The sequence below is a fragment of the Levilactobacillus parabrevis genome (genome assembly GCF_044051715.1).
Taxonomy (GTDB): Bacteria; Bacillota; Bacilli; order Lactobacillales; family Lactobacillaceae; genus Levilactobacillus; species Levilactobacillus parabrevis.
The window spans coordinates 1,067,461-1,091,691 of sequence record NZ_CP168688.1 but is presented as its reverse complement, the minus strand read 5'-3'; the positions used below and the strand labels follow the sequence as shown (position 1 = coordinate 1,091,691).

Genomic DNA, 24,231 nt, shown 5'->3' with positions numbered 1-24,231 from the left:
TCAACAACGATTACTACTATATCAATTATCAATCAGGCCGTCAAGCCTTTTTTAAAATTAATTATGTCGCAATCTTTCGTTGCTGTTACAATGTTTGCCCTGTAATTGACAACAGAAAATAGTTTACCAATATCTGGGACTATGGTCAAGTGAAAAATGAATATTTACTGAAATTTGTTGCCACCGCTGGTGAAAATCCCGTCAAGTCGGCGTTTCTGGCATGCAAAAATACCCACTTTCACCTATTGCTTCCACAACGAAGACTCAACTGGTCTAGGTACATGACGATAAAACGCGACCAGACAAAAAGCCGCCACCGCGATTACGCGGTAACGGCCTCAACTCATTTACTTCAGTTCTGGTGCATCAGTCTTATAGTCAGAAACAGTACTCTTCCCATTGTTCTGGGCAACAACACTCGTCTTCTCCTGCTTCTCCGCATCCGCCAGACGTTCCATCGCTGGCTTCAACTTGTAGGTGAATGAAGACTTATCGACCTTCTTAAAGTTCTTCGGTGTATAGAACCGCAGCAAGTCACCATAGATCACACGATCAGATAGGGACAGCTCGGTCGTCACGTGGTTCTGAAGCTTAGCCACAGCCTTCTTCTGTGCCGCCGTGAGCTGGAGCTCCTTCCCTGTCTTCGTATCGTAGACCGTTCCCCCGACTTTCGTATACTTCGGTGAGACAAAGTTGCCATCACGGAAAGCAACCGTTTGATTACGGTTCTTTGCAAGCAGGTCCTGACCAAACTGGATGGTATCCGTATTTTTAACCCCTAACAGGTCCAATAAAGTTGGCAAGGCATCGATTTCACCACCATAGGTATGGTTAATCCCACCCTTCAGTCCATCTGCATGGATCATGAAAGGTACCTTTTGGAACTGGGTCAGATCATAACTCGTGATCTTATCCTTACCCAATAACTGCGCAATGGCTGGTCGGTGATTGTTCGAAATACCATAGTGATCCCCATAAGCGACGACCACACTATTCTTATCCAGCCCCGTCTTCTTCAGATAAGTCATGAACTCGGCAAACGACTGATCAAGATAGTGCGCTGTTTGCACGTATGGGTCCACAGTCTTATCCCCGGTCTTCGTTGCTGGGAAATCAGTATTCTTCTTATCTAATTCGTATGGATAATGATTAGTCAACGTAATCAGCTTAGCGTAGAACGGCTGTGGGAGCTGCTCAATATACTTGGCCGACTGCTTAAAGAAGATTTTATCCTTCAGACCATACCCAACACTATACCCCGGCTTCTCCGTATAATAGCTGGAGCTAAAGAAGTACTGGTACCCCCAGGACTTATAGGTGTTGTCCCGGTTCCAAAAACTCGGCACATCCCCATGGAAAGCTGCCGTTGTATACCCATCCTCCTGGCTCAAGATAGCTGGTGCCGCTTGGAAGGTGTTCTGTGTACCGTAAGTCGTCATCGCCGACCCCTGAGGTAACCCGAACAGAGAGTTTTCCAGCATCATTTCTGCATCAGAGGTCTTCCCCTGAGCTACTTGATGATAGAAGTTATCGAACGACAACGTATTATTGTTATGGTAGAACTTATTCAACGTCGGCGTGACTTCCTTCCCATCGACCTTATAGTCGATCAGGAACTGCTGGAAGCTCTCCAAGTGAATAATGAAGACATTTTTGCCCTTTTCCTTGCCGTAGTACGACACGTTAGGGCTGACCCGATTCTGTTTCAGATATTTCAAGACACTCTTCATATCAGAAGCGTTGGCACTCGCCCGGGTCGCACTTTCCTTTTGGGTCTGGTACGCGTTGAAGGCGGCGTATTCATTCAGTCCCAGGTACTTCACGATATAATTGTTATCAAACGTCCGCGTTAACAAGCCAGAACGATCCGCACTGGCCATTCCGAACTCCGCAAACATCAATGCAAATGACAACACCGTGATTGAGAAGGCGTACCGCCGTTTAAACGGTCGCGCATCAATTCTGATCACGTGCGTCACCAGTAAGACAATCAAAATAATAATGTCAATGTAAACAAAGAAATCATAGAGATGGGTGATCTGCGCCAGACTCTTGCCTAGGTTATTACCGACAGAACTCGATCCCTTCATGATCCCAAAGGACAAGAAGTCAGAGAATTCCCGATAATAGACCACGTTGGCAAAGATCCACGTGGATTCCAACACATCAATGATCAACATCAACCAATAAGCTAATCGCCCCCGGAAATACAGGGCGATCCCGAACACCAACAGAGCGGCCGGTAGTGGGTTAATGAACAGTAAAAACTGTTGAACATTCCCCTTGGCACCCAAGGTAAACTCGGTCTGATAGGCAATGTAAGTTTTTACCCAAAATAAAACGACGATCAACAGGAAAAATCCCATTCGGGTGTTTAACCAGTTCGTCTTCCGCTTAAAAAAGTTCGCCATTACGACTGCCTCCACATAAGAATTAACATCTCTCAAGTATAGCGGATATTGCGAGGTAATCAATCCGATTCCAGAACCTTTGGAAAAAATTCAATCTTTCCCCGATTATAAAAAAACAAAACTATGGCCGCCCATAGTTTTGTTAGTTATCCGTTAATAAATCAAACAGCTCAATAGCAACTAAATCGATGTTATCAAACTCAAAAGTTGTTTCCGGATTGTGTTCAGTTAAAGTGTACGTGTGCGTTGCCTGGTTAAATACGACCGTGGCTTGCTCAACGCCTTCTTTTTCAAAACGACGGGGTTGTGGCTCGTCGGTGGCATCTTCTTGCATCGCCTTTAAGCGATTAATAATGCCAATCAATTGAGATTCTTCCATGGTTGATCCCCTTTCTAGCTTTCCATAATGATTTTACCAAACTTACGGCCTGATGACACGCCCTAATGCAGAAAAACTCATGGAAATCATAAATCCGGCTCTTCAACGACCTTATCTGGCCGAATAACCATCGCCACCAGACCGGCCAGCATTCCAAAGTAGTAGGTCAACAAGCGCCATAAAATCATCGCTAAGACCAACTTACTATTTGAAGTAATATAACTCCTAAAGATCATTTCAAAGCTATACTCGGCCCCACCAGAGCCCCCTGGAATTGGAAACAGGGAAATGACCATCACAATGAGAACGTGGAAGCTGGTCACCATGACAATGTTGGCTGAGGTGTATCCCAGCGCAAGCATAATAAAGTAGGGAATCAGGTAGTAAACTGCCAGCTGAAAGAAGGTGATCACAAAGACCCGCAACATCAGCTTGCCCTTCCCACTGATTCGGACACTCTCCGCATAGAAAGAATCAATCTTACTATTCAGGTTGTCTTCGATCCGGTGGAAACGTTCCGCTTTCATGAACCAATGGAACGGGTACATTAAGACGCCGACCATCTTCTTGGTAAACGAATACCAGAACATAATCATCAGGAGGCCCACGATAACCGCCAAGTGAATGGTGAATCCAAAGACAACTAGCCACGCCAATGCGTGAAGCTTGTCCTGAATCTCCCGAAACCCAATGATCAAAGCAATGATAAAGTTAATGACGATCATCGATTGGTAGACCACAAACTTCATTAAGAGAACCGAACTGGCCTTCCCTGCATCGATCCCAGTCTGCATCAACGCAAAAAGTTGTGCGGGTTGCCCACCAGATGAAAACGGCGTAATACCGTTAAATAGCTGTTCCACTAAGGGAATCCGGACAGCATCTTTGAACGTGAAGCCTTCGATCCGATCGGAAATAAAAACCTTCACGATCCATGACTCTAGCCCCAAATACAGGAGCATACAAAGAATGGCGACCCCAAACCACCAAAAATTGATGTGAACAAAATCGTTAACTAATACTGAAAACTTAATGTCACGGAGTGAATACGCAAAAATGGCAATCCCCAAGAGTAACATTAACACTAATACCCATTTATTTCGTCGTGACATGCAGTTTACCCCTCTTTTGCTTGCTGCGTATAGAACTTCCGCCAGATTTCGGTGAGGTGTTCCTCAGAGTAACGGTCCGCAGCAGCGAGACTCTGCTGATGCCAATGTGCCAGTGCTGCTGGATCGTGTGGCAGGCGCTGAAGTTGCGCATTCATTTCATCGTAATCTTTGGCCGGCTGGTAATCCCCAGCAATAATCGCCTGGTACAGATCTAGATCCCGTAAGAGGACCGGTGTTCCCGTACTAAAGGCCTCCAGAACCGACATTGGAAAGAGTTCATTGAAGGATGGCAATAAAAAGAGATCGGCTAGATTATAATAGTCCACCAATTTATTCCGGTCGACAATGCCTGGAAAGCTCAGGTTAGCCGGCGGATTGTCGACAACCTTCTTCAGCTCGGCATAGCCGTCCGTCATCCGACCGAAGGAGAAGCCCCCGGCCCAGATGAACTGAATCTCCGGATTGTTCCGAGCGAGCTTAATAAAATCAAAAAGGCCCTTACGCTCCTGAATCTGACCGATACCCAGTACCGTGAAACGCTTCGAATCATAACCGTACTGCGCCCGCAAAGCGACTTTCCGCTCCGCATCGACCGGATAAAATTCCTTACGACTCACAAAGTTGGGAATATACGTCACTCGCTCAGCAGGAATCCCGTACGCCACCAGCTTAGGAATAAAGGTCGGGTTGACCACAACAATGTGATCCATCCGGCGGTAAAAGGCAATCACGTATTTATAAAAGATTGACCGGAACGGTTGTGGAATCTTCAGACTCCCCTCCAACGTTTCCGGCAGAAAATGAACATAACCAATCTTTCGGCCACGTCCTGGTAGGAATGTTGACAGGTAATAGGTCGGATTAATCGTGTGGTAATGGGTCACGTTGACCCGACCATACTTGTTGACTGTCACGTCGAATTCATCCTTGAGCCGTGTTGCCAATAGATTCATTAGTTCATTGTAAGCACTCCCCACGCCCTGTCCCTTGACGGAATCGGCCTTGGAGAACATGTTAATTTTTAGCATTCAATTGCTCCTCTAATCACTAAAGTCCGGGGTATCTTCGTGCGTCGCTTCGTAGCTTGCCTGAGCATCCTGATAGAACTCAATGACCCGTTGGCCAAAGGTATCAGCAGAAATCTCCGCTAACTTACGCGCCAGCAGTTCTGGGTCCTGTTCCTCATCCCCATGCTTCAGGTAGTCCACCACATTGGTCACCATTTCATCCTCGGTCTTGAAGGTCACCCCAAGTGTCCGCTTCGACAGCAACTCATCGGTATACGGACTCGTCATGACCACGATCTTCGTTCCCGCCGCCATGGCTTCGATGTAGGTCAACCCCTGCGACTCCGAATCGGACGAAGACAAGAAGACATTTGCCATGTGATAGTAACGAAAAACATCGTTATTATTCACCTGGCCGGTAAACGAAATATGGTCGGTCAGACCGGCATCCTTCACCTGCTGTTCGAGGTCTTCCTTGGCTGGGCCATCCCCAACGATTAGGAGTTGGGCATTGGGAACTTCTGCCAGAATTCGTGGCATAGCCGCAATGCTCTCCTTAATATTCTTCTCGTAGGCCAAACGACTCAACGATAGAATCACTGGTGTATCTGGTTGATAGCCTAACTCACGCCGTAGATCCGCCGTATCTGGCTGTTCATACTGATGTAGATTGACCCCCGTTGGGATAATTCGAATCGGCGTCTTGACCCCATAATCAGTTAAGGTCGTTAACACCCGGTCACTCGGCGCCACCACCCCAGTTAAGTGGTAACAAAAGGCCAGGGTCGCTTGCTTGACGTGCACGGGCTTCAAAATCTTCCCGTTAGCGACGTAATGCAAGTAATCCTCGTACATGGTGTGGTAAGTATGTAGACAGGGAATCTCTAAGTTCCGCGCCACAAACTTCCCGATCCACCCCATCGAGAACTCCGTCTGAGTGTGGACAATATCCAAATTTAATTCCTTCGCAATTTGATAAGCTTGAAAGAGTCCCCGCACCGCGATCCGGCGATCCGTGAATGAGACGAACGGAATACTCGAAAAACGAAAGACATTCCGCTCATAAACGTTGCGCTCGACGTTTGGATCGGTCGTGGTAAAAATATAGACCTGATGCCCCTGCTTTTCCAGTTGATCTCGCAGCGTCTTAATTGATGTTGCGACCCCACTTACTTGAGGGAAATAGGTATCCGTAAATAAGCCAATGTTCATCGCCAATCCCCCTTGCGTCTGTGTTTGGCTAAAAATATTTAGAGTTTCGCTTTGTACAATCATCACAATTATATGGGTTTGGCTAGGGGATTGCAAACCGCAGCGGCCATCGCAAGAAAATCTCATCATTTGGCCATTCTTACGCGCTTACATTTCGCACACCCGTCAAACAATTTCGGTAAGCACCCATTAGCCACTCACGTCACTAGCAAAAAGGACATCCCCAGCAAAGCGGATGCCCTCACGCACATTTTATTCATTTCAGAACACCAGGAACCGCCGCCTGAACCATGGTCACGACCTCCTGGCTGGTACTGGCGGAATTCACCGTCGTCTCTGCCAGTGCCGCCAACTCGTGAGCGTCTAACTGGCTGATCAGCTGACGCGTCTTCGTAATCGCACTCGGCGCCATAGAGAACTCATCGAGACCCATCCCCAGCAAGAGCGGTAACGCAATCGGATCTCCCGCCATTTCACCACACATGGCAACGAGAATGCCCGCCGCGTGTCCTGCCGAAATGACATTATCGATCAAGCGCAGAATCGCCGGATGATAAGGCTGATACAGGTAAGCCACGTTCTGATTGGTTCGGTCAGCCGCCAGCGTATACCCGATCAAGTCATTGGTACCAATACTCATAAAGTCTACTTCATTAGCAAACCGGTCGGCCAACAACGCCGCTGCTGGCACCTCGACCATCATGCCCACGGCAATCTTTCCCATAGGAACCCGCTTCGCCGTCAGCTTAGAGCGTTCATCATCGTAAATGGCCTTAGCTTGTCGCAATTCATCCAGTGTCGCAATCATTGGAAACATAATGCTCAGATGGCCAAACGCCGAGGCCCGAATCAATGCCCGCAATTGGCTTCGAAAAACCTGTTGGTGCGCAAGGCTTTGTCGGATCGCGCGCGCTCCCATAAAGGGATTGGCCTCGTTCTGTGACGGTCGGTAAGGAAGTTCCTTATCACCACCGACGTCCAACGTCCGAATCACGACTGGCCGAGGTGCCATTGTCTCCAAGACCTGACGATAGATGGCGAACTGTTCGTCCTCGGTTGGTAAGTGTTGAGCGTCCAGGTATAAAAATTCCGTCCGGAACAGGCCCACACCTTCTGCACCACCAGCAGTCACCCGATCTAAATCCGCCAAAGTTCCCATATTGGCGGCTAGGGTCACGCCCACACCGTCCTTGGAAACTGTCTCGTGATGCGCCAATTTGTCTAACCGCCGCTGATTTTTCATGCGTTGCGTCATGGTTCGCCGCGCGACCGCAATCTCGTCCGCCGTCGGGCCAACCATCACATTGCCCTGGGTTCCATTGACAACGACCAATTCACCATTAGTCAGTGCCTGTGTCGCCGTCTGGGTACCCACGACCGCTGGCAAATTCAACGACCGCGCCAGAATTGACGAATGGGACGTGCGGCCACCGGCATCGGTCACGAACCCCAAAACCTGTTGTGAATTGACCGCGACCGCCTCACTCGCAATCAGGTCGTGTGTGACCACAATCACGGGCTGAGTGACGAGTGCCAGGTCCGGCAAAGTCACGCCTAACAAGTGCGCCGTCAACCGCTTCGCCACCGTTTGCCAGTTGGTCAGACGATCCTGCAAGTAAGGATTGTCGACAAGCGCCGTAAGTTCTTCCTCTACCGTCGTTGTGACCAGAGCCACCGCAAATTCAGCGTTGACGTGTTTTTCCCGGATATTCTGTTCGACATGTCCCATCAGGTCTTGATCCTTTAACATCGCTAATTGCGCAATAAAAACCTGGGCACGGTCAGCACCCAGGTTTTTATTTACACGAGTTTTTATCGTCTCAATCTCTGAAACGGTTGCTTCAAGGGCCTGATGGAATCGATTTAATTCGTAATCAAGATCAGTGATTGTCTGTTGAGAAACGTGAAGGTCTGGCTCATCCAGTCGGTAGACCCGACCGCAAGCCACCCCGTCACTGGCAGCAATCCCCTTGAGCATCGCCTTCATTAGTCAGACAAACCCTCTTTAGTCATGGTTTCAGCAATAGCAGTCATTGCATCAGCTTCGTCTTCACCGTCAGTCGTGATGGTGATGTCAGCGTTTTGGCCAACACCTAAAGACATAACACCCATGATAGACTTCAAGTTAACGGACTTGTCTTGGTATTGTAAGCTAACTTCAGAGCTAAACTTACTTGCTGATTGTACCAATAAAGTAGCTGGACGTGCATGGATACCAGTTTCTGCTGTTACATGAAATTCGCGTTTTTCCATAATTGATCGATCTCCTTTAAGCTTAGGTTGACTACTTACCGACGCGGTTCGCCTTGACCTTGCGCATTGGCCAAACAACCATTCAACGAGTCACGCCTACCTACTAAGAATATCAATGTAAGCCACAAATTACAAGTTATACATGAACCGCTTTCATCAAAATATCGTTATTCGCCGTCATTTCCGGCGTCATAATCGTAGTGATAGATGAGTTTGCCGTTCTTTTCAGCCTTGCCCACCACCCGTTTTCGCGTTTCGTAAGCCATAAAAGCTTTTTGAAATGCCGGGAAGTCTTCGGGGGTTACTTCGAACTGCTCAATTTTCTTATCTTTTAATTGATTCATTAAATCCGTAAAGTCTCGTGCCACTGTTTTTTCCTCCCTCGCTCTTCTTTGTCTGGTGAAAAATTGTCGCCTGCGGCTGCCAGGGATTCCGCTTGCTGTGGGGACGCTCCAGCCTGAGAAACGGGCTTCCGACTCAATTTGAAGCCACGAAGCCCCCGTGTCTTCAAGATTGCCCGTGCTGTAAACTGGCAAAAAACGCCAGTTAACACCACCTCCACGGCTAGCTACATCCCTGACCTCCTCCGGCTAAGATAACTTTTAACCACTAAATAACGCACTGCTGGTTCGCGAGCAAAAAGTCCGCCATTATAAGTCTTACTACTTTATTCAGGTACGTTATCCCAATGGCCCAATCTGCTGAGCCAAAGAACGCAAGCCTTACCACTAATCTCAAACAACTATTATATCACCCTTCGCGTGCGTTCTCCCCTATCTTACGGGGCAAACGCGTGTCGGTCAAAGTATTTAAAAAATTTTTTCAATTTTGAAATGTTCATTTTAGCATTCTATTGTCGAGAGTGCTAAAATGAAGGCGTTCGTTAGAAATTTCCCGTAATACCGCGCATTTATCGTGCAAACAAAATACTTGCACGACCAGATGAACGCGGTATAATGTGGTCAATGGTCAAGAAAGGTCAAATACTTTTCGAAGGCCCGTGGAATTTCCACGAGAACTCCAGGCAAGAAAGGAGACGACAAGATGCTATGTCAAAATTGCCACCGCAATGAAGCAACGATTCACCTTTACATGAGTGTAAATGGGCAGCGGCAACAAGTTGACCTATGCCAAAATTGTTACCAGCTGCTGAAACAGCAACAATCAAACGATTCTGGAAATGGAGGTGGCCGCATGGCACAAGATCCATTCGGCTTTAATAACCTGGATGATATTTTCCGGGCAATGCAAGGCGGCGACAACAGCCAAGCTAATAATTTCCAACAAGCTTCCGGACAAGGTCGACCAACCCAACCTTCTGGCAACCAGGGCGGTTCCGGTAATGGCTTACTCAGTCAGTACGGGTTAAACCTCACCCAGTTGGCCAAAGATGGCAAAGTCGATCCCGTTATTGGCCGGGACAAAGAAACGGCACAAGTCATTGAAATCCTGAATCGGCGAACGAAGAACAACCCCGTGTTGATCGGAGAAGCCGGTGTTGGGAAGACGGCGGTCGTTGAAGGCCTTGCGGAACGCATTGTCGAAGGCAACGTTCCTCAAAAGCTCGCCAACAAGCAAATTATTCGCTTAGACGTTGTGTCCTTGGTCCAGGGAACTGGTATCCGTGGCCAATTCGAGCAACGCATGCAACAGTTAATGAAAGAGGTTCAAGCTAACCCCGACATCATCCTATTTATCGATGAAATCCATGAAATCATGGGTGCCGGGAATGCCGAAGGCGGTATGGATGCTGGTAACGTTTTGAAGCCAGCCCTCGCCCGTGGTGACTTCCAATTGATCGGTGCAACCACGTTAAGTGAATACCGCGATATTGAAAAGGACCAAGCCTTAGCACGGCGGTTCCAACCAGTTACGGTCGATGAACCAAGTGCTGACGAAGCCATTAAGATTTTAAAGGGTATTCAAAAGAAATACGAAGATTACCACCACGTTCACTACGACGATGACGCCATTGAGGCTGCCGTTCGCCTGTCTGATCGCTACATCCAAGACCGCTTCTTACCTGACAAGGCCATTGACTTGTTGGATGAGGCCGGTTCACGGAAGAATTTGACCATCAACATCGCCGACCCTAAGGCCATCGATGAAAAGATCAAGTCCGCTGAAGCACAGAAACAAGCTGCCTTAAAGCAGGAAGACTACGAAAAAGCCGCCTACTACCGCGACCAAGTCACGAAGTTGGAGAAGTCCAAGGAAACTGCCAAGGACGCCGACCAAAACGCTTCTGCCGAGGTTACGGTTAAGGATATGCAAGATATCGTGGAAGAAAAGGCCAGCATTCCTGTCGGTGAACTGCAAGCCAAGGAACAACACCAACTTAAGAGTTTAGGTGCCGACCTTGAAAAGCACGTCATCGGCCAGAATGAAGCCGTCGACAAGGTTGCCCGGGCTATCCGGCGGAACCGAATCGGATTGAACGGTACTGGTCGGCCAATCGGTTCCTTCCTCTTCGTCGGCCCGACCGGTGTTGGGAAGACGGAATTAGCCAAGCAATTGGCCAATGAACTCTTTGGTTCCGAGGACGCCATGGTTCGCTTCGACATGTCTGAGTACATGGAGCCGCATTCCATTTCTAAGCTGATCGGGTCACCACCTGGCTATGTTGGCTACGAAGAAGCTGGCCAACTTACCGAGCAGGTTCGGCGTCATCCATACACGTTAATTCTGTTGGATGAAATTGAAAAGGCCCACCCCGACGTCTTGAATATGTTCTTACAGATTCTGGACGACGGCCGGTTGACTGATTCTCAAGGCCGGACGGTTTCCTTCAAGGATACGCTGATCATCATGACCAGTAACGCCGGTACCGGTGATGCCGAAGCCAACGTTGGTTTTGGCGCCGCTGCCGAAGGAACCACCCACTCTGTTCTGGGGAACCTGACCAACTACTTCAAACCAGAATTCTTAAACCGGTTCGACGATATCGTTGAGTTCAACTCCCTGAGCATGGAAAACTTGATGCACATCGTTGACTTAATGATTGTTGACGTTAACCAAATGTTGGCGGGCCAAGGCCTCCACATTCACGTTACCGCGCCGGTTGAGGAACAACTGGTCAAGAAGGGTTACAATCCTGCGATGGGGGCTCGGCCACTGCGGCGGGTCATCCAAGAAGAGATTGAGGACCGGATTGCCGACTTCTACCTGGACCACGGGGACGTTAAGAACCTCGTTGCCAAGATTGAAGACGGTAAGATCACGTTGGCTGCTGACACGGATGCTAATGCCGCAGCTAGTGATTCCACGTCAAGTAACGCTTAATCACGAATTTTTGAAGGTGTTCAGCCATGAGAGCTGAGCACCTTTTTTTGTCGGCACATTCAGCTGAAGACCACTCCACCATTTTCTGTTCACATCAATCCCCTTACTGAGCTCATCAGAAAAAATCTGATAGCGTTCACATGTTGGCGTGGCCGGGAAAAATGGTATACTAGATTTTAAAGGAAACTTCTGGAGGTGAATGGCATGGCATTTTTTGACTGGTTACGACGGATGATTGAACCGAAGCCCCGACGCGAAAACATTTCGCAGCCGGTAGCACCACACCGCCGTCGTCAACCAATCCCGGCTCCAGCAGAACCCGTTGCCCCTAGCCAACCGGCTGTAACGCCACCCGTTCTGACTGACCACGCTGTCACCTTAAAACACGCCGTCCAACAGCCGCAGCCCGAGCCGACTGCTACATTAGTGATTCGCTTGGTGGATGAACACAATCATCCGCTCCAACCGGCACTTATCTTAACGGGGTCACTTAACCACCCCGTCCGCTGTCGATTCCCGGAGATTCCGGGGTACGCGCTCTCACGGATTCACGGCTTTACCCAGGACTTTATCAGTGAATATGGCCTGACGACCGCTATCTATCGTCGTCTGTTGGGCAAACCGATCATCGCCTACCTGGTCGACTTCGACTCTGGCCGCTTGCTAGAGCTTCCCCAGATTCACCGGGGCGCCCTTTCTACGAGCTACGCGCTAACGCCACCCGTTGTCAGCAACTATCACATCTTCCAAGCGCAGGGTCCACAACGCGGTAAATTCTCCACGCACGCCCAACGCGTCGTGTATTTCTATCGACGTGACAGCTGGGAAACGGTCCAACGCGTTCAACAGTACGTCTTCCTTCAGGCGGATCATCTGGTCTACGATGGTCCAGACGGCACGGCATACGGCTATCAATTCCCCGCCGACTCACTCTGGCGGCTGTTCATGATCATCACGTTGACGGACGGCTCAGTTTGGTACAATCTCGGTGGCAGTCAGTGGCTGAGTGCGACTGAAACCACTCGCCGAGACCACCAACTGGCCCACCCGGCTCTGACGCAGAAACGCGCTTGGCATCCCGAAGACTTTGCCCGAATCGGCTCGGTCGATTACGTTCCCGGTGCCGCAGTCTCCATCTATACGGAACCATACGGCGAAACCGCTGGCCAACTCGAGCATGGTGAGCCGCTGGACATCCGCGGTCGGATCGTTGATAATCAGCAATTGGTCTGGTATCAAATTGGACCGGAAGCTTACATCAACGCGCGATACGTGCGCCTCGTCCCTACCGAAACCATTTAAAGCTAAAAATAAAAGTGTCACCGCAAATCTTTCAACAGATTTGTGGTGACACTTTTTGATTCGATAAGCTTATTAGAATTCAGCGTTACCTGGAGTCCGTGGGTAAGGGATCACGTCGCGGATGTTTTCCATCCCCGTCACGTACATCAGTAACCGTTCGAAACCAATTCCGTAACCGGAGTGCTTGGTTTCACCGTACTTCCGCAGATCCAAGTACCATTGGTATTCTTCCTGTGGTAAGTGGTTATCCTTGATCTTCTTGGCCATTTCAGCTTGACGTTCTTCACGTTGACTCCCACCGATCAATTCACCGATACGGGGAACCAATAAGTCAGCGGCTGCGACAGTCTTGCCATCGTCGTTATCGCGCATGTAGAAAGCCTTGATCTCACGTGGGTAATCCGTCAGGAAGGTTGGTCGCTTGTAGACCTGTTCACACAGGTAGCGTTCGTGTTCAGCTTGTAAGTCGAGCCCCCAGTAAACGGGAACATCGAACTTAACAGGCGCCTTTTCCAACTCTTCGATGGCTTGCGTGTAGGTAATCTGTGCAAACTTTTCGTCGATGGTCTGGTGAAGACGGTTCAACAGATCGTCATCCACGGCGTTGTTCAGGAATTCCAATTCATCCTTGGCGTGGGCTAAGAGATACTTGACCACGTGCTTCAGGAGACTTTCGGATTCGTTGATGACGTCTTGCAAGTCAGCAAAGGCCATTTCTGGTTCAATCATCCAGAATTCTGAGGCGTGACGAGCCGTGTGCGAGTTTTCAGCCCGGAAGGTTGGGCCAAACGTGTACACGTTCCGCAAAGCCAAAGCGAAGGCTTCCACGGGAAGTTGACCACTGACCGTCAAGTTTGTTTCCTTCTTGAAGAAGTCTTGGCTGTCATCAACCTTGCCGTCGTCCGTCTTAGGCAAGTTGTTCATGTCTAACGTGGTGACCCGGAACATTTCCCCGGCCCCTTCGCTATCACTACTGGTAATGATTGGCGTGTTAACGTAAGTGAAATCATTTTCCTGCAGGTATTGGTGTACGGCAAAGGCCGTCAGTGAACGGATCTTGAAGACCGCGTAGAACGTGTTGGTCCGTGGCCGTAGGTGCGCCATCGTCCGCAAGTATTCGTAGGAGTGCTTCTTCTTTTGCAGTGGGTAGTCACTATCGGAGGCCCCTTCAAGCACAACTTCTTCGGCATGAACTTCGAAAGGTTGCTTGGCGTCTGGCGTGTAAACGACCGTCCCCACAACCTTGATTGTAGAACTCAGTGGCAACTTCGTCATTTCGGCGTAGTTCTCCAGATCACTCTTCATCACGATCTGTGCGTGCTTCAAGCAAGAGCCATCGTTCAATTCGATAAAGCCCACGCGCTTAGAGCCCCGCACCGTCTTCACCCAACCGTGCAGAACAACTTGTTCGTCTTCGGCAAAGTGCCGGTCGCTAAATAAATCTTTAACCAAAATTTCTGTCATCATATTCTCCTTCTGTCGTACCCATAAAAAAAGACCCATCATCCCTATCACTAGGGACGAAAGATCTTTCCGCGGTACCACCCAAATTGTTTTTAATTCAAAACCAACTTTAAACAACGTACTAACATACGTTCCGCTTGATAACGTAGCGGTCACGGCGCGGCCTACTCTTGATTCAGCCTGCAACGAAAGCGGGGTTATCCAGATTGGGCGATCAACTAAGCTCTCACTATCCTTAGTTCGCTAGGCACCGGTGACCAATCTGGCGTTGTCCGTTTCAATTGTTTTTGATTTATGCAACTGTTGTCAGATTAGCACAAATCGGGGCGGGACACAACCGAAATCTATCTGTGTGTGGTGGAACCCCGTTCTTCTCAAGTTTAATTTTCAGTCTTCAACCAACCGATTGCCCATTGATTGGGCCCGTTGCCCCCAGCGCTTCTTAATTTCCAAGACGAGCGTCGGGATGAAGACGCCGATGGCAACGAGTACCCAGCCACCGACTGGCAGTGCAACGAGGCCGAAGAGCCCTTGGAGCCCCGGAACCACTGCCACAACAATCAGCAAGCTAATCGTGACCAGCAGCGCCCGGTTAAGCCGTGGGTTCCGTTTCAGACTGGCCCACGTCAACGGTTGACGATCCTTAATGGCGTAGATATCAATCATAGAACCAATCGCCAGGATCAGGAAGGTTACCGTCATGCCGACCGCTGGCTGGTTAGCCGCTAGAACGAAGCGTCCCAGCCCGTAAGCCCCCAGTGTCAGGAACGTAAACGTCACGGCACGGGTTGCCAGTTGACCACCTAGGCCACGAGCGAAGAGACTTTCATCGTTAGCCACCGGCGGCTGTTGCATCGCGGCCTTTTCGCCAGGTTCTCTGCTCAGGTAGAAACCAGGAATACCATCGGCTAAAACGTTGATCAGCAGGAGCTGTTCGGCCAACAGTGGCGCGCCCCAGCCCATCAGGACCGAGCCAACCATCAGGAAGATCTGAGCGAAGTTGACCCCCACCAGGAATTCGACGGCCTTGAGGATGTTTTGATAGACCGTCCGCCCTTCCTTCACCGCCGAGATGATCGTCGCGAAGTTGTCATCCGTCAGGACCATGTCCGCGGCACTCTTAGACACTTCTGTCCCGGTAATTCCCATGGCGATACCCACATCGGCGGCCTTTAAGGCTGGCGCATCATTCACGCCATCACCCGTCATCGCAACCGTGGCGCCGGTCTTCTGCCAAGCCTGAACGATTCGGATTTTATCGGTTGGCGATACTCGCGCATAGACGGCAATGTTTTTGATCTGACCGTCAAGCTCGGCATCCGTCAACGTTCGGAGTTCATCCCCGGACATCACCAGTTGCCCCGGTGACAATAAGCCAATTTCTTTGGCGATGGCCTCGGCCGTCACCATGTGGTCTCCGGTAATCATAATAGGCTTGATTCCGGCGGCCTTCGCCTCCCGAATTGCCGTGATAACCTCTGGCCGTGGTGGATCGATCATTCCCACGATCCCCGCAAACGTCAGGTGTTGCGTCAGGTCGGCCCAGTTGATGGTGTCGCCAGCCGGTACGACCCGGTAGCCGACTGCCAGGACCCGTAAAGCCTCCTGACCGAATGCATCGTGAGCCCGTTTGGCCTGCGCGAATTCTGCTGGCTGCCAGTCAACGGGTAAGCGATCAAAGGCCCCTTTGACCACGACCAACCGACGACCATCCTTTAATTGATGGAGCGTTGCCATGGTCTTCTTCGTGGAGTCAAACGGATCTTCGGCGAGTCGCGGCGCCGTTGCTTCAAAGCCCTTACGGCTGGCATCATTTTTAGCTAACCAGCGAACGATGGCCAATTCAGTGGGGTCACCCACCGTTTCTTCCTCGCCGTTAACCATTTGAATTTCAGCATTGGTCACTAACCCCAAGTAACGCATGAGGTCCTTACCGGCGTGCGTCATTTCCGTAGCCGCCGCAGCCGACTTGGCGCCCGGCGTCCAGTAACGGGTGATGGTCATCTGGTTCTGCGTCAACGTTCCCGTCTTGTCGGAAGCAATCACGTCGACCCCACCAATGGTTTCAACTGCATTAACCCGGCGCATGATGGCGTTACGCTTAGCCATCCGCTTCACCCCGTGAGCCAAGCTGATTGTCACGATAATCGGCAGCGTTTCAGGAACGGCCGCCACCGCCAGGGAGATCCCAATCATGAGGCTGTCAGCCAGCCCCTGGTTTTGCATCCAAATACTCAGGGCAAAGATGGCCATTCCGCCCATGACGGCAAATGTCGTCAGCCAACCGGAAAGCCGATTCAAACGGCCCTGTAGCGGTGTTGCTCGCTTCTTCGTTTTATTCAAAAGCCCGGCAATCTGTCCCAGCTCCGTTGCCATCCCAGTCGTCACAACCTGAATGACAGCCGTGCCGGCCGTCACCGCGGTACCGGAGAAGACTTGCTGGTTTTCCTTAGCACCGTCGGGTTTGTGTAACGCCACCTTGTTGACCGGCACACTTTCACCGGTCAGAACGGCTTCATCCACGGCTAAGTTAGTACTGGACAGGACCACCCCATCGGCCGGGACTTGGTCTCCCGCCTTCAACAGGACCAGGTCACCCGGAACCACGTCCTTCGCGTCAATCGTCTGGGCAATGTTTTCCCGCCGCACGGTCGTCGTGGGCAAGCTCATCGATTGCAACGCCGCCAGCGCCTTTTCGGCCGAGGCTTCCTGATACATTCCGATAATCACGTTGATGACCAGGATCGACCCAATGACGATGGATTTCGTCCAACCGCCACCTTGGAAAAGTGCCATATAACTGGCTAATGCCACGGCAAATAATAGCACAAGTGAAGATACGTCCGCTAAATGATGCCCAATTTGACGCCAAATGCTAGCCTTTTTAGCAGCCACCAATTGGTTACTGCCAAATTCTTGCCGCCGCGTCTGAGCCTCTCGGGCCGTCAGCCCTTGCTGGGGTGTTAAATTTAAAGTCGTCATCTCTTCTCTCTTCATAAGTTATGCCTCCGTTTATTGAATAATTTATCGTTCCGATTACCATACTCTTATTAAACCGTAAAAGTTTGGCCAGACTGCGGGAGAATTGTGAAGAAAAATAGAACATTATATTTTCTATTTACGGTATGACTAATTATGTAATGGATATGTTGCCCGTGCATTGGCCTCCCTTTTTATAATTTTTTCAATATTCACAGCAACAATCGTCACGCCCCTAAATTTGTGAGGCGTCCTAGTTGCCATGCTGAACCAGATACCCTAGAATCAAACTAATCACTACCGGCTACCATGAACGGGGCCGCGCAGAAAGGAAGCATCGGTGTGAAACTACTCAGACGCCTGCTCATCGTGACCCTCCTAGCAGTGGGGCTCTTTATTCTCAGCAATTGGCAGGCCCTCTCCACGCAATTTACTTACTACCAAACGGCCATCACGGGTCTCCTTACCCACCAGGGAACGCGCAAGGCCGACAACTACCAAACCAGCGGCTATATCCTCCGCAACCCTAAAGACGCGACCACCAAAACCGGAGCAGACGACACCCCGGTGGAAAGTGCCGTTCAGGGACTACTCCTCCAACAAAAGTATTACTACCACTACGCGACTGGTACCCCAGCCAAGGCCCGGGCAGTCTTCGCCGAGGCGGTTAAACTCTATAATCAGCCCGGGATTGTCCAGTTGACCGAGGGTCCCGGATCGACCACGACCAATCGGATCACGTTTGGCGTTTACCACCACAAGGAGACCGGCAAAAAGAATACAATTGAGCTGGGACACGGCGGTCCGCAGATCACCCAGCGTATCAGCTGGCAGGGAATCTTGACCACCAACACGGCTACGGCCAAGCTCAACGCCACCTACCCCCAATCCTTCAAACAATCCGTGGCCGTCCACGAACTCGGCCACGCCCTGGGACTCGACCACAGTTCGGACAAGATCTCCGTCATGACTCCGATTGATCAGGGCCGCACCCAACTGTTGACCGCCGATCTGAAGAGTCTGCGAGCCATTTACGATAAAGGTTAAGCTCAGGCGTCCACGTATTCGTTAAGTCACCTTTCAATCTAAACAAATAGCGTCCCCAATGGCTTGTCAGCCAAACTGGGGACGCTATTTTTGTCGCAATTTCAATTTGATGCGACAAAATCCGTCATTTTTACATTAGTAGTAAGTATAGGTGCATTGGAGAGTGTGCGCAACGCACCCTCCGCCTGCAAGTTACCACCACTGTTTACAGGTTAATATCCATGTTGAACGTCAGGCGAGACAGCGTCAGCCCCTTTTCGATGAGGTCGTTCGTGAACTTCGTTGTCGTCTTCCGCATGTCGGCCGTTACTTGATGGTTTTGCGTCGTCAAGAAGGCCGTCAATTCGTCACCAGACAGGCCCTTAGCACCTTTCAGTGCTTGGTCCACGTGAGTCCGCAAGCCTTCCTTAGCGGCCGTCACGTAATCCGTATCCTGTTCAATGAAGTCGACGTAGTGAGATTCCACAATCATCGACAACTTCCGGTACATCCAGTAAGCACTAACGTCGTCCAAGTGAACGGGCGTGCTACTGTATGAAGGATCGGTGTCGGTTGCGTTGGCAAAGAATGGCACGTATGGGCTAAAGGCTGGGACCCCAAAGCAGACCCACATAATGGCGGAGCTTTCCTTGGGCACATCGTTGCGTAGTTGTAAGACGTGGGAGTTCTGCGTCCGGTTCATCGAAATTGGCCGGAATTTCAGGCGGTCAGCATCGTCGCCGGGGCCTAATGGATCGTACTTCGTTTCGTTATAGTGAGAACTCAAAATGTATTCAACATCTTCCACACTGATCTTGTGGCTGGTCCGGCAAATAAATGGCAGATCACTGGATTGGGGGTCCTGCTTAATTTCTGGGTTCAAGCAACGGTGACCGAACCAGACCCGTGGCGTGTTGTAGTGCCGATCCTTTTCGGTACTGGTCCCAAAGATATGACGGAAGTTCCAGCCGTCTTGGTCGGGGTTCAGGTGATTTTCGCTGACAAATTCTTGAATGCCTTCAGAGTACATGAAGTTGTCGGGATCATCAAACGTCACTTGTTGAATGGCCACTTGGTTGGCGGCTACCGCATAGGCATCGTCCGGAATCCGCTGGGCAACCCAGTGGTGACCGGTAACAATTTCCATGTACCAGACCTCATCGTTGTCGGAGAACAGCACCCCATTGCCTTCCGGTGAACCGTATTCCTTGATCATCTTACCCAAGTAACGGACACCATCACGCGCGGAGTTGATGTAAGGCAGAACCATCGTCTGCAGGGAATCTTCAGCTAAACCGTTAGCAACTAAGGGATCGAATGCCAGTGCCTGAGGATTACCGTAAACACTTTCGGTGGCACTCATCGCAACGTTCTGCGAGTTGATCCCACTTTCGGCGTATTCACCGGTCTTGTCGGTCTCAACGTTAGGCGTTGCCAGGTAACGGTAACCGTCACTAGGAATGGGCGCCGTGAACCCGTTTTGATTAGAGACCCAGGTCCGCTTTGGTTGATCCTTTTCTGCGGGATGCACGTAGAACCGTTGGGGCGTCAGGGCTAAAAAGGTATCGTCATTTCTGGCGATCAGTGTTGACCCATCAACCGTTGCTTTTTTACCGACGAGCACCGTGGTGCAGGCGGTCAGATGTTTTGCTGCTTTCATTACAACTACCACTCCTTCTATAACTATCGTCTTGCGGAAAACGCCGGTTGCGTCTGACCATCACCACACCCCGCCGTCGCACGCCGCAAGACCGAAAACTCTTCACCAAATAGTCTACTCTTAATCCCCACTGAACACTAGCCACCAGAAATTCTTTCCGTCAATAATGGTTACACATTTAGAAATGTGTTGACTTTTCGTCTAAGTTGTCTAAAATGAAGTTGTAACCAATTGATTTATTTTTTTGACACAGTTTGTGAAATATCTTTCAATCCATTTAAAAAACTTGTTTGGGAGGCTACATTTATGAAAGTCACAGTTGTTGGTTGTACGCATGCCGGTACCTTTGCCATTAAACAGATCCTAACGGAACATCCAGATGCCGAGGTGACCGTCTACGAACGCAATGATGTCATCTCTTTTCTGTCCTGTGGGATTGCATTATATCTCGGTGGTAAGGTCGCCGATCCACAAGGCCTCTTCTATTCCAGTCCCAAAGAATTAGCCGGTCTGGGCGCCAACGTGCAAATGAACCACAACGTCCTCAACATTGACCCTGAAAAGAAAACGGTTACGGTTGAAGACTTGAACACTCATGAACAAACAACTCAGGACTATGACAAGTTAGTCATGACCTCTGGCTCCTGGCCAATCGTTCCTAAGATTCCAGGTATCGACAACGCCAAGGTCAAGCTCTGCAAGAACTGGGCCCACGCTCAGACGCTGATCGAAGAAGCCAAGAGTGCTAAGCACATCACGGTCATCGGTGCCGGCTATATTGGTGCCGAACTAGCCGAAGCCTACTCGACCACCGGCCATGAGGTGACCTTGATTGACGCTATGGATCGCGTGATGCCGAAATACTTCGACAGCGAGTTCACCGACGTCATTGAACAAGACTACCGTGACAATCACGTGCAGCTTGCCTTAGGCGAAACGGTGGAAAGTTTTGATGATAACGCCGCCGGTCGCTTAACCATTAAGACCGATCACGGCAGCTACGATACCGATCTCGCCATCTTGTGTATCGGTTTCCGGCCCAACACCGACCTGCTCAAGGGCAAGGTCGATATGGCAAAGAACGGCGCCATCATTACCGATGACTACATGCGTTCCTCAAATCCCGATATCTTTGCCGCTGGAGACAGTGCCGCTGTACACTACAACCCAACGCATCAAAACGCCTACATTCCGTTAGCTACGAATGCTGTGCGGCAAGGTATTCTAGTCGGTAAGAACCTGGTTAAGCCAACCGTGAAATACATGGGGACGCAATCCTCATCCGGCCTGGAACTCTACGGTCGGACCATCGTATCCACTGGGTTGACCTTAGCTTCAGCTAAACAACAGGGAATCAACGCCGAACAGGTCATCGTTAAGGATAACTACCGCCCTGAATTCATGCCAACCACGACACCCGTACTGATGTCGTTGGTCTACTCCCCAGATACCCGGCGGATCCTCGGTGGTGCCCTGATGAGCAAGTACGATGTATCTCAATCTGCCAACACACTGTCCGTTTGCATCCAAAACGACAACACGATTGACGATTTAGCCATGGTTGACATGCTCTTCCAGCCTAACTTCGACCGGCCATTCAACTACCTGAACATCGTGGCACAGGCCGCCCAAGCCCAAGCTGACAAATTAACGTCGGTAGACTAGCTTCCCCTCCTAATTTAAGTCAAAATAAATCACCCGCGAGTTTACACATCGCGGGTGATTTTTAACTATCGGTTAGCGTTCGCCCTAGTCAGGGAACGTTGTTTAGCGTCCAGGTAATATTTGCAGAATATTCGCCTTGAACCGCATCACCATCGACCTCTAAGACCAATCCAGCTTCATCATCCCAACCACCGACAACGTCTGTCACGTCGTCCTGGTCACTGGACGTGCCACTCATCACGGTCATCGGCGTACTGGTCACCGGACTCTTCTGGTCACTGTCGTAGTAGTAAAGACTACCAGACAATTCTTGACCAGCCGCCGTGGCGAATTTCGTGCCCGCCACTTGGAGCGACCACTCCGCACCGGCTTCACGGGTATCTAAAATTTCGACTTGCCAGTCCTTGGTCCGTTTGACTTTCTGGCTGGCACCAGTCAGCGTGGTTGCTTCAAAACTACTCTTAGTCGAAACCTGTTGGAACAACAACTGCCCTGGAACCGTGATCGTATACGTCACCGTATTCGAAACGTTACCGTAAGGATCCTCGACGCTCAGCTTCAGCGTATTCGTCCCGGACTTCAACTGGTTAGCAGCAACCGAATAGTTGAACCGACCACTACTGTTATCATCCCCGGCCGGCAGCTTAAAGTCAGCCTGGGCCGTGCCATTCAGCGTGGGATGCACCGTCATATCCGTATTGTTCAGATCGACCCCTTCTGGAATCACAATCAAGCCTTTAAAAGTTGCACTCTCACCGGGCTCCAATTGCACGCTACTTCCGGACAGCGAAAAGAGATTCAATTCCAGCGTCGGGTTCACCGTGAAGACGGACGTGTCAGTCGTTACGACACCGTTAACCGCCGTAAAGCTTCCGGCACTGGCATCCACCGTCACCGGTCCCTTAACGTCTGCTGCCGTTCCCGTAAAGGAAATCGTCGCGGTAGGATTGTCCGCTGATAACGCCTCTCCCAACGTGAAGCTTGCCTGATTATCGGTCATTCCCGCCAGGTCTACGCTACTCGTCTTTCCATTTTGGTAGCGAATTGTAGCCGTTTGGTCATAGTCCAGAGACGCCGGCAATTGAATCTTGGCGGCCACGTCTTTCCAGGATTGCTTCCCATCGCGATAGTCCAATTGATAATCCAAACGGAACTGGTGGGTCCCCTTCAGCACGTCACCGTCGTCAATCGTCTGATTAGTCTGCAGGTCCGTCAGCGTCGTGTGCGCCTTAGCATTCACCAGTCCTGGAACCTTTTCCATCACAACTAAATTATTTTCGTAACTGTCACCGGTCGCACCAGTGAAGCCCCAACGGATTTTCCCAGAATTATCGGGATCAATCTTCTTGAGGTCGAGGTCCGCCGTTTCACTGACGCCCGCCTGATCATTCCCAGTCACGGGGTCCTTGTCGTTAAAGGTATAAGTCATCTGCTTTGTTGTAGCGTCCCAGTCCAACGTTAAATGATGCCACGCACCGTTTGACAAGAGGGTATAGTCACCGGTGATTGCCCCCGCATGAGTCTGCGTGGCATAGTAACCTGAAGCCGGATAGGGCAATAACTGTGAGGCCTTGACCATCTGGTAGGTACTAGCTTCACCCGGATAATTGTGCGCCAGATGCGGGCCCTTCAGCTTACCGTCAAAGGAATCCGCATCCCCCGCATTCGAGTAGTTACTGGACGTATTCAAATGCGTATCAAATTCCAACGCCCAGCTATTCTGAATCGCACTGGCCGCTAGTTTATCTGCGGTGCTCTGCTTCTTATCGGTATCGACGCCCCAGACCCCCAGCGTTTCGCCGGAAATGGTTTTGCCAAAACCCGGGCTTGCTGCCAAACCGGCACCATCATTCTGGAAGACCAGAGCCATCCCATCGGCAGCTTTCTTTCCAGTGTTTCCGAAATACAGCCACATTGAAGCGGTTTCATTCTTTGTCAAATCAAAACTATTGTCGGCGGTTGACCACAATGCTCCAAATTGCTTCTTGCCATTATTGACCTTGGCCGCCTGCGTTCCAGCCGTGTTGGTGTCCACGACTGCCGCCTGGTTATTACTGGTGGTTCCTGGTGTAAAAATATTTTCCAGCGAGATCCCCTGTGGCGCCGACTTCAAGGCGTTATCGTAATCGGTATCGGCCTGGGCCACGCCGCCCCCCAGGACAACGGCTCCTAGACCGAACACCACACCTAACCAAGTCCTCAACTTCATTGTTACCGCTCCTCTCCACCCCCAAACGGTGTTGGGCCTCAATCGACTAAACAACTCTCTATTTCCTCGTTTAAATGATAGCATGCCTTCACCTTTTGCCGGACAATGCGTCAAAATATCACGGAATTGCTTCGAAATTTGAACGGCGTCCGTTGGCCCCGTTTGACCCGATAAGTCTGGAACAGCTGCCGAAATCAATTAAAAAAAGAGCATCGCAGCTTTACAGCTACGGTGCTCCCATTTTCTTAGTTGTAATCCCTAATTTACCAG

The 24,231-nt window shown here is 50.3% G+C and carries 16 protein-coding genes; 4 read left to right on the top strand and 12 right to left on the bottom strand.

Features of this window, described 5'->3' with window-relative positions:
• Nucleotides 1-347: 347 nt before the first annotated feature.
• The 8 genes from ACEPSU_RS05185 to ACEPSU_RS05150 all read right to left on the bottom strand — a co-directional run bounded on the left by ACEPSU_RS05185 (nucleotide 348) and on the right by ACEPSU_RS05150 (nucleotide 8,910).
• The gene (locus ACEPSU_RS05185) at nucleotides 348-2,411 is read right to left on the bottom strand and encodes an LTA synthase family protein (protein ID WP_395323008.1); all 2,064 of its coding nucleotides are present in this window, start codon (nucleotides 2,409-2,411) and stop codon (nucleotides 348-350) included.
• A gap of 142 nt (nucleotides 2,412-2,553) precedes the next feature.
• Nucleotides 2,554-2,790: a YkuJ family protein gene (locus tag ACEPSU_RS05180; RefSeq protein WP_020089680.1), complete on the bottom strand. Its 237-nt coding sequence runs from the start codon at nucleotides 2,788-2,790 to the stop codon at nucleotides 2,554-2,556.
• A gap of 86 nt (nucleotides 2,791-2,876) precedes the next feature.
• A complete protein-coding gene (locus tag ACEPSU_RS05175; protein ID WP_020089681.1) occupies nucleotides 2,877-3,902 on the bottom strand; it encodes a lysylphosphatidylglycerol synthase transmembrane domain-containing protein in 1,026 nt (341 codons plus the stop codon).
• A 5-nt stretch (nucleotides 3,903-3,907) separates the two neighbouring features.
• Nucleotides 3,908-4,930, bottom strand: a complete 1,023-nt coding sequence (locus tag ACEPSU_RS05170; protein WP_395323007.1) for a glycosyltransferase family 4 protein — start codon at nucleotides 4,928-4,930, stop codon at nucleotides 3,908-3,910.
• 12 nt (nucleotides 4,931-4,942) lie between these two features.
• Nucleotides 4,943-6,121, bottom strand: a complete 1,179-nt coding sequence (locus ACEPSU_RS05165) for a glycosyltransferase family 4 protein (protein ID WP_260339615.1) — start codon at nucleotides 6,119-6,121, stop codon at nucleotides 4,943-4,945.
• Between the two features lie 256 nt (nucleotides 6,122-6,377).
• Nucleotides 6,378-8,108 carry a phosphoenolpyruvate--protein phosphotransferase gene (gene ptsP, locus ACEPSU_RS05160; RefSeq protein WP_395323588.1) on the bottom strand — a complete coding sequence of 577 codons (1,731 nt, stop codon included), beginning with the start codon at nucleotides 8,106-8,108 and terminating at the stop codon, nucleotides 6,378-6,380.
• Nucleotides 8,108-8,374, bottom strand: a complete 267-nt coding sequence (locus ACEPSU_RS05155; protein ID WP_020089685.1) for a phosphocarrier protein HPr — start codon at nucleotides 8,372-8,374, stop codon at nucleotides 8,108-8,110. The genes ptsP and ACEPSU_RS05155 overlap by 1 nt, the downstream gene beginning before the upstream one ends.
• 167 nt (nucleotides 8,375-8,541) lie before the next feature.
• Complete coding sequence (locus ACEPSU_RS05150) at nucleotides 8,542-8,910, bottom strand: hypothetical protein (protein WP_395361622.1); 369 nt, start codon at nucleotides 8,908-8,910, stop codon at nucleotides 8,542-8,544.
• A gap of 508 nt (nucleotides 8,911-9,418) precedes the next feature.
• Between ACEPSU_RS05150 and ACEPSU_RS05145 the strand changes: the two genes are divergently transcribed.
• Nucleotides 9,419-11,656, top strand: a complete 2,238-nt coding sequence (locus ACEPSU_RS05145) for an ATP-dependent Clp protease ATP-binding subunit (RefSeq protein ID WP_395361620.1) — start codon at nucleotides 9,419-9,421, stop codon at nucleotides 11,654-11,656.
• Between the two features lie 204 nt (nucleotides 11,657-11,860).
• Entirely contained in the window at nucleotides 11,861-12,958 is a 1,098-nt protein-coding gene (locus ACEPSU_RS05140) for a MucBP domain-containing protein (protein WP_395323004.1), read from the top strand.
• A 72-nt stretch (nucleotides 12,959-13,030) separates the two neighbouring features.
• Here ACEPSU_RS05140 and asnS read toward each other — a convergent pair whose 3' ends face one another.
• Nucleotides 13,031-14,422, bottom strand: coding sequence for an asparagine--tRNA ligase (gene asnS / locus ACEPSU_RS05135; RefSeq protein WP_020089690.1), 1,392 nt, complete (start codon nucleotides 14,420-14,422; stop codon nucleotides 13,031-13,033).
• Nucleotides 14,423-14,809: 387 nt separating this feature from the next.
• On the bottom strand, nucleotides 14,810-17,419 hold the full coding sequence (locus ACEPSU_RS05130) for a cation-translocating P-type ATPase (RefSeq protein ID WP_395361619.1): 2,610 nt from the start codon (nucleotides 17,417-17,419) through the stop codon (nucleotides 14,810-14,812).
• A 324-nt stretch (nucleotides 17,420-17,743) separates the two neighbouring features.
• On the opposite strand from ACEPSU_RS05130, the gene ACEPSU_RS05125 reads away from it, so the two are divergent.
• A complete protein-coding gene (locus ACEPSU_RS05125; protein WP_395323586.1) occupies nucleotides 17,744-18,448 on the top strand; it encodes a matrixin family metalloprotease in 705 nt (234 codons plus the stop codon).
• 205 nt (nucleotides 18,449-18,653) lie between these two features.
• Here the strand turns inward: ACEPSU_RS05125 and ACEPSU_RS05120 are convergent, their stop codons facing one another.
• Nucleotides 18,654-20,087 carry a C69 family dipeptidase gene (locus ACEPSU_RS05120; protein ID WP_395323001.1) on the bottom strand — a complete coding sequence of 478 codons (1,434 nt, stop codon included), beginning with the start codon at nucleotides 20,085-20,087 and terminating at the stop codon, nucleotides 18,654-18,656.
• Between the two features lie 306 nt (nucleotides 20,088-20,393).
• Here ACEPSU_RS05120 and ACEPSU_RS05115 point away from each other — a divergent pair, with 306 nt between their 5' ends.
• A complete protein-coding gene (locus ACEPSU_RS05115; RefSeq protein WP_395323000.1) occupies nucleotides 20,394-21,752 on the top strand; it encodes an FAD-dependent oxidoreductase in 1,359 nt (452 codons plus the stop codon).
• An 88-nt stretch (nucleotides 21,753-21,840) separates the two neighbouring features.
• Here ACEPSU_RS05115 and ACEPSU_RS05110 read toward each other — a convergent pair whose 3' ends face one another.
• Nucleotides 21,841-23,961 (bottom strand): lectin-like domain-containing protein, encoded by a 2,121-nt coding sequence (locus ACEPSU_RS05110; protein ID WP_395322999.1) that lies wholly within the window; start codon nucleotides 23,959-23,961, stop codon nucleotides 21,841-21,843.
• Nucleotides 23,962-24,231: the final 270 nt, after the last annotated feature.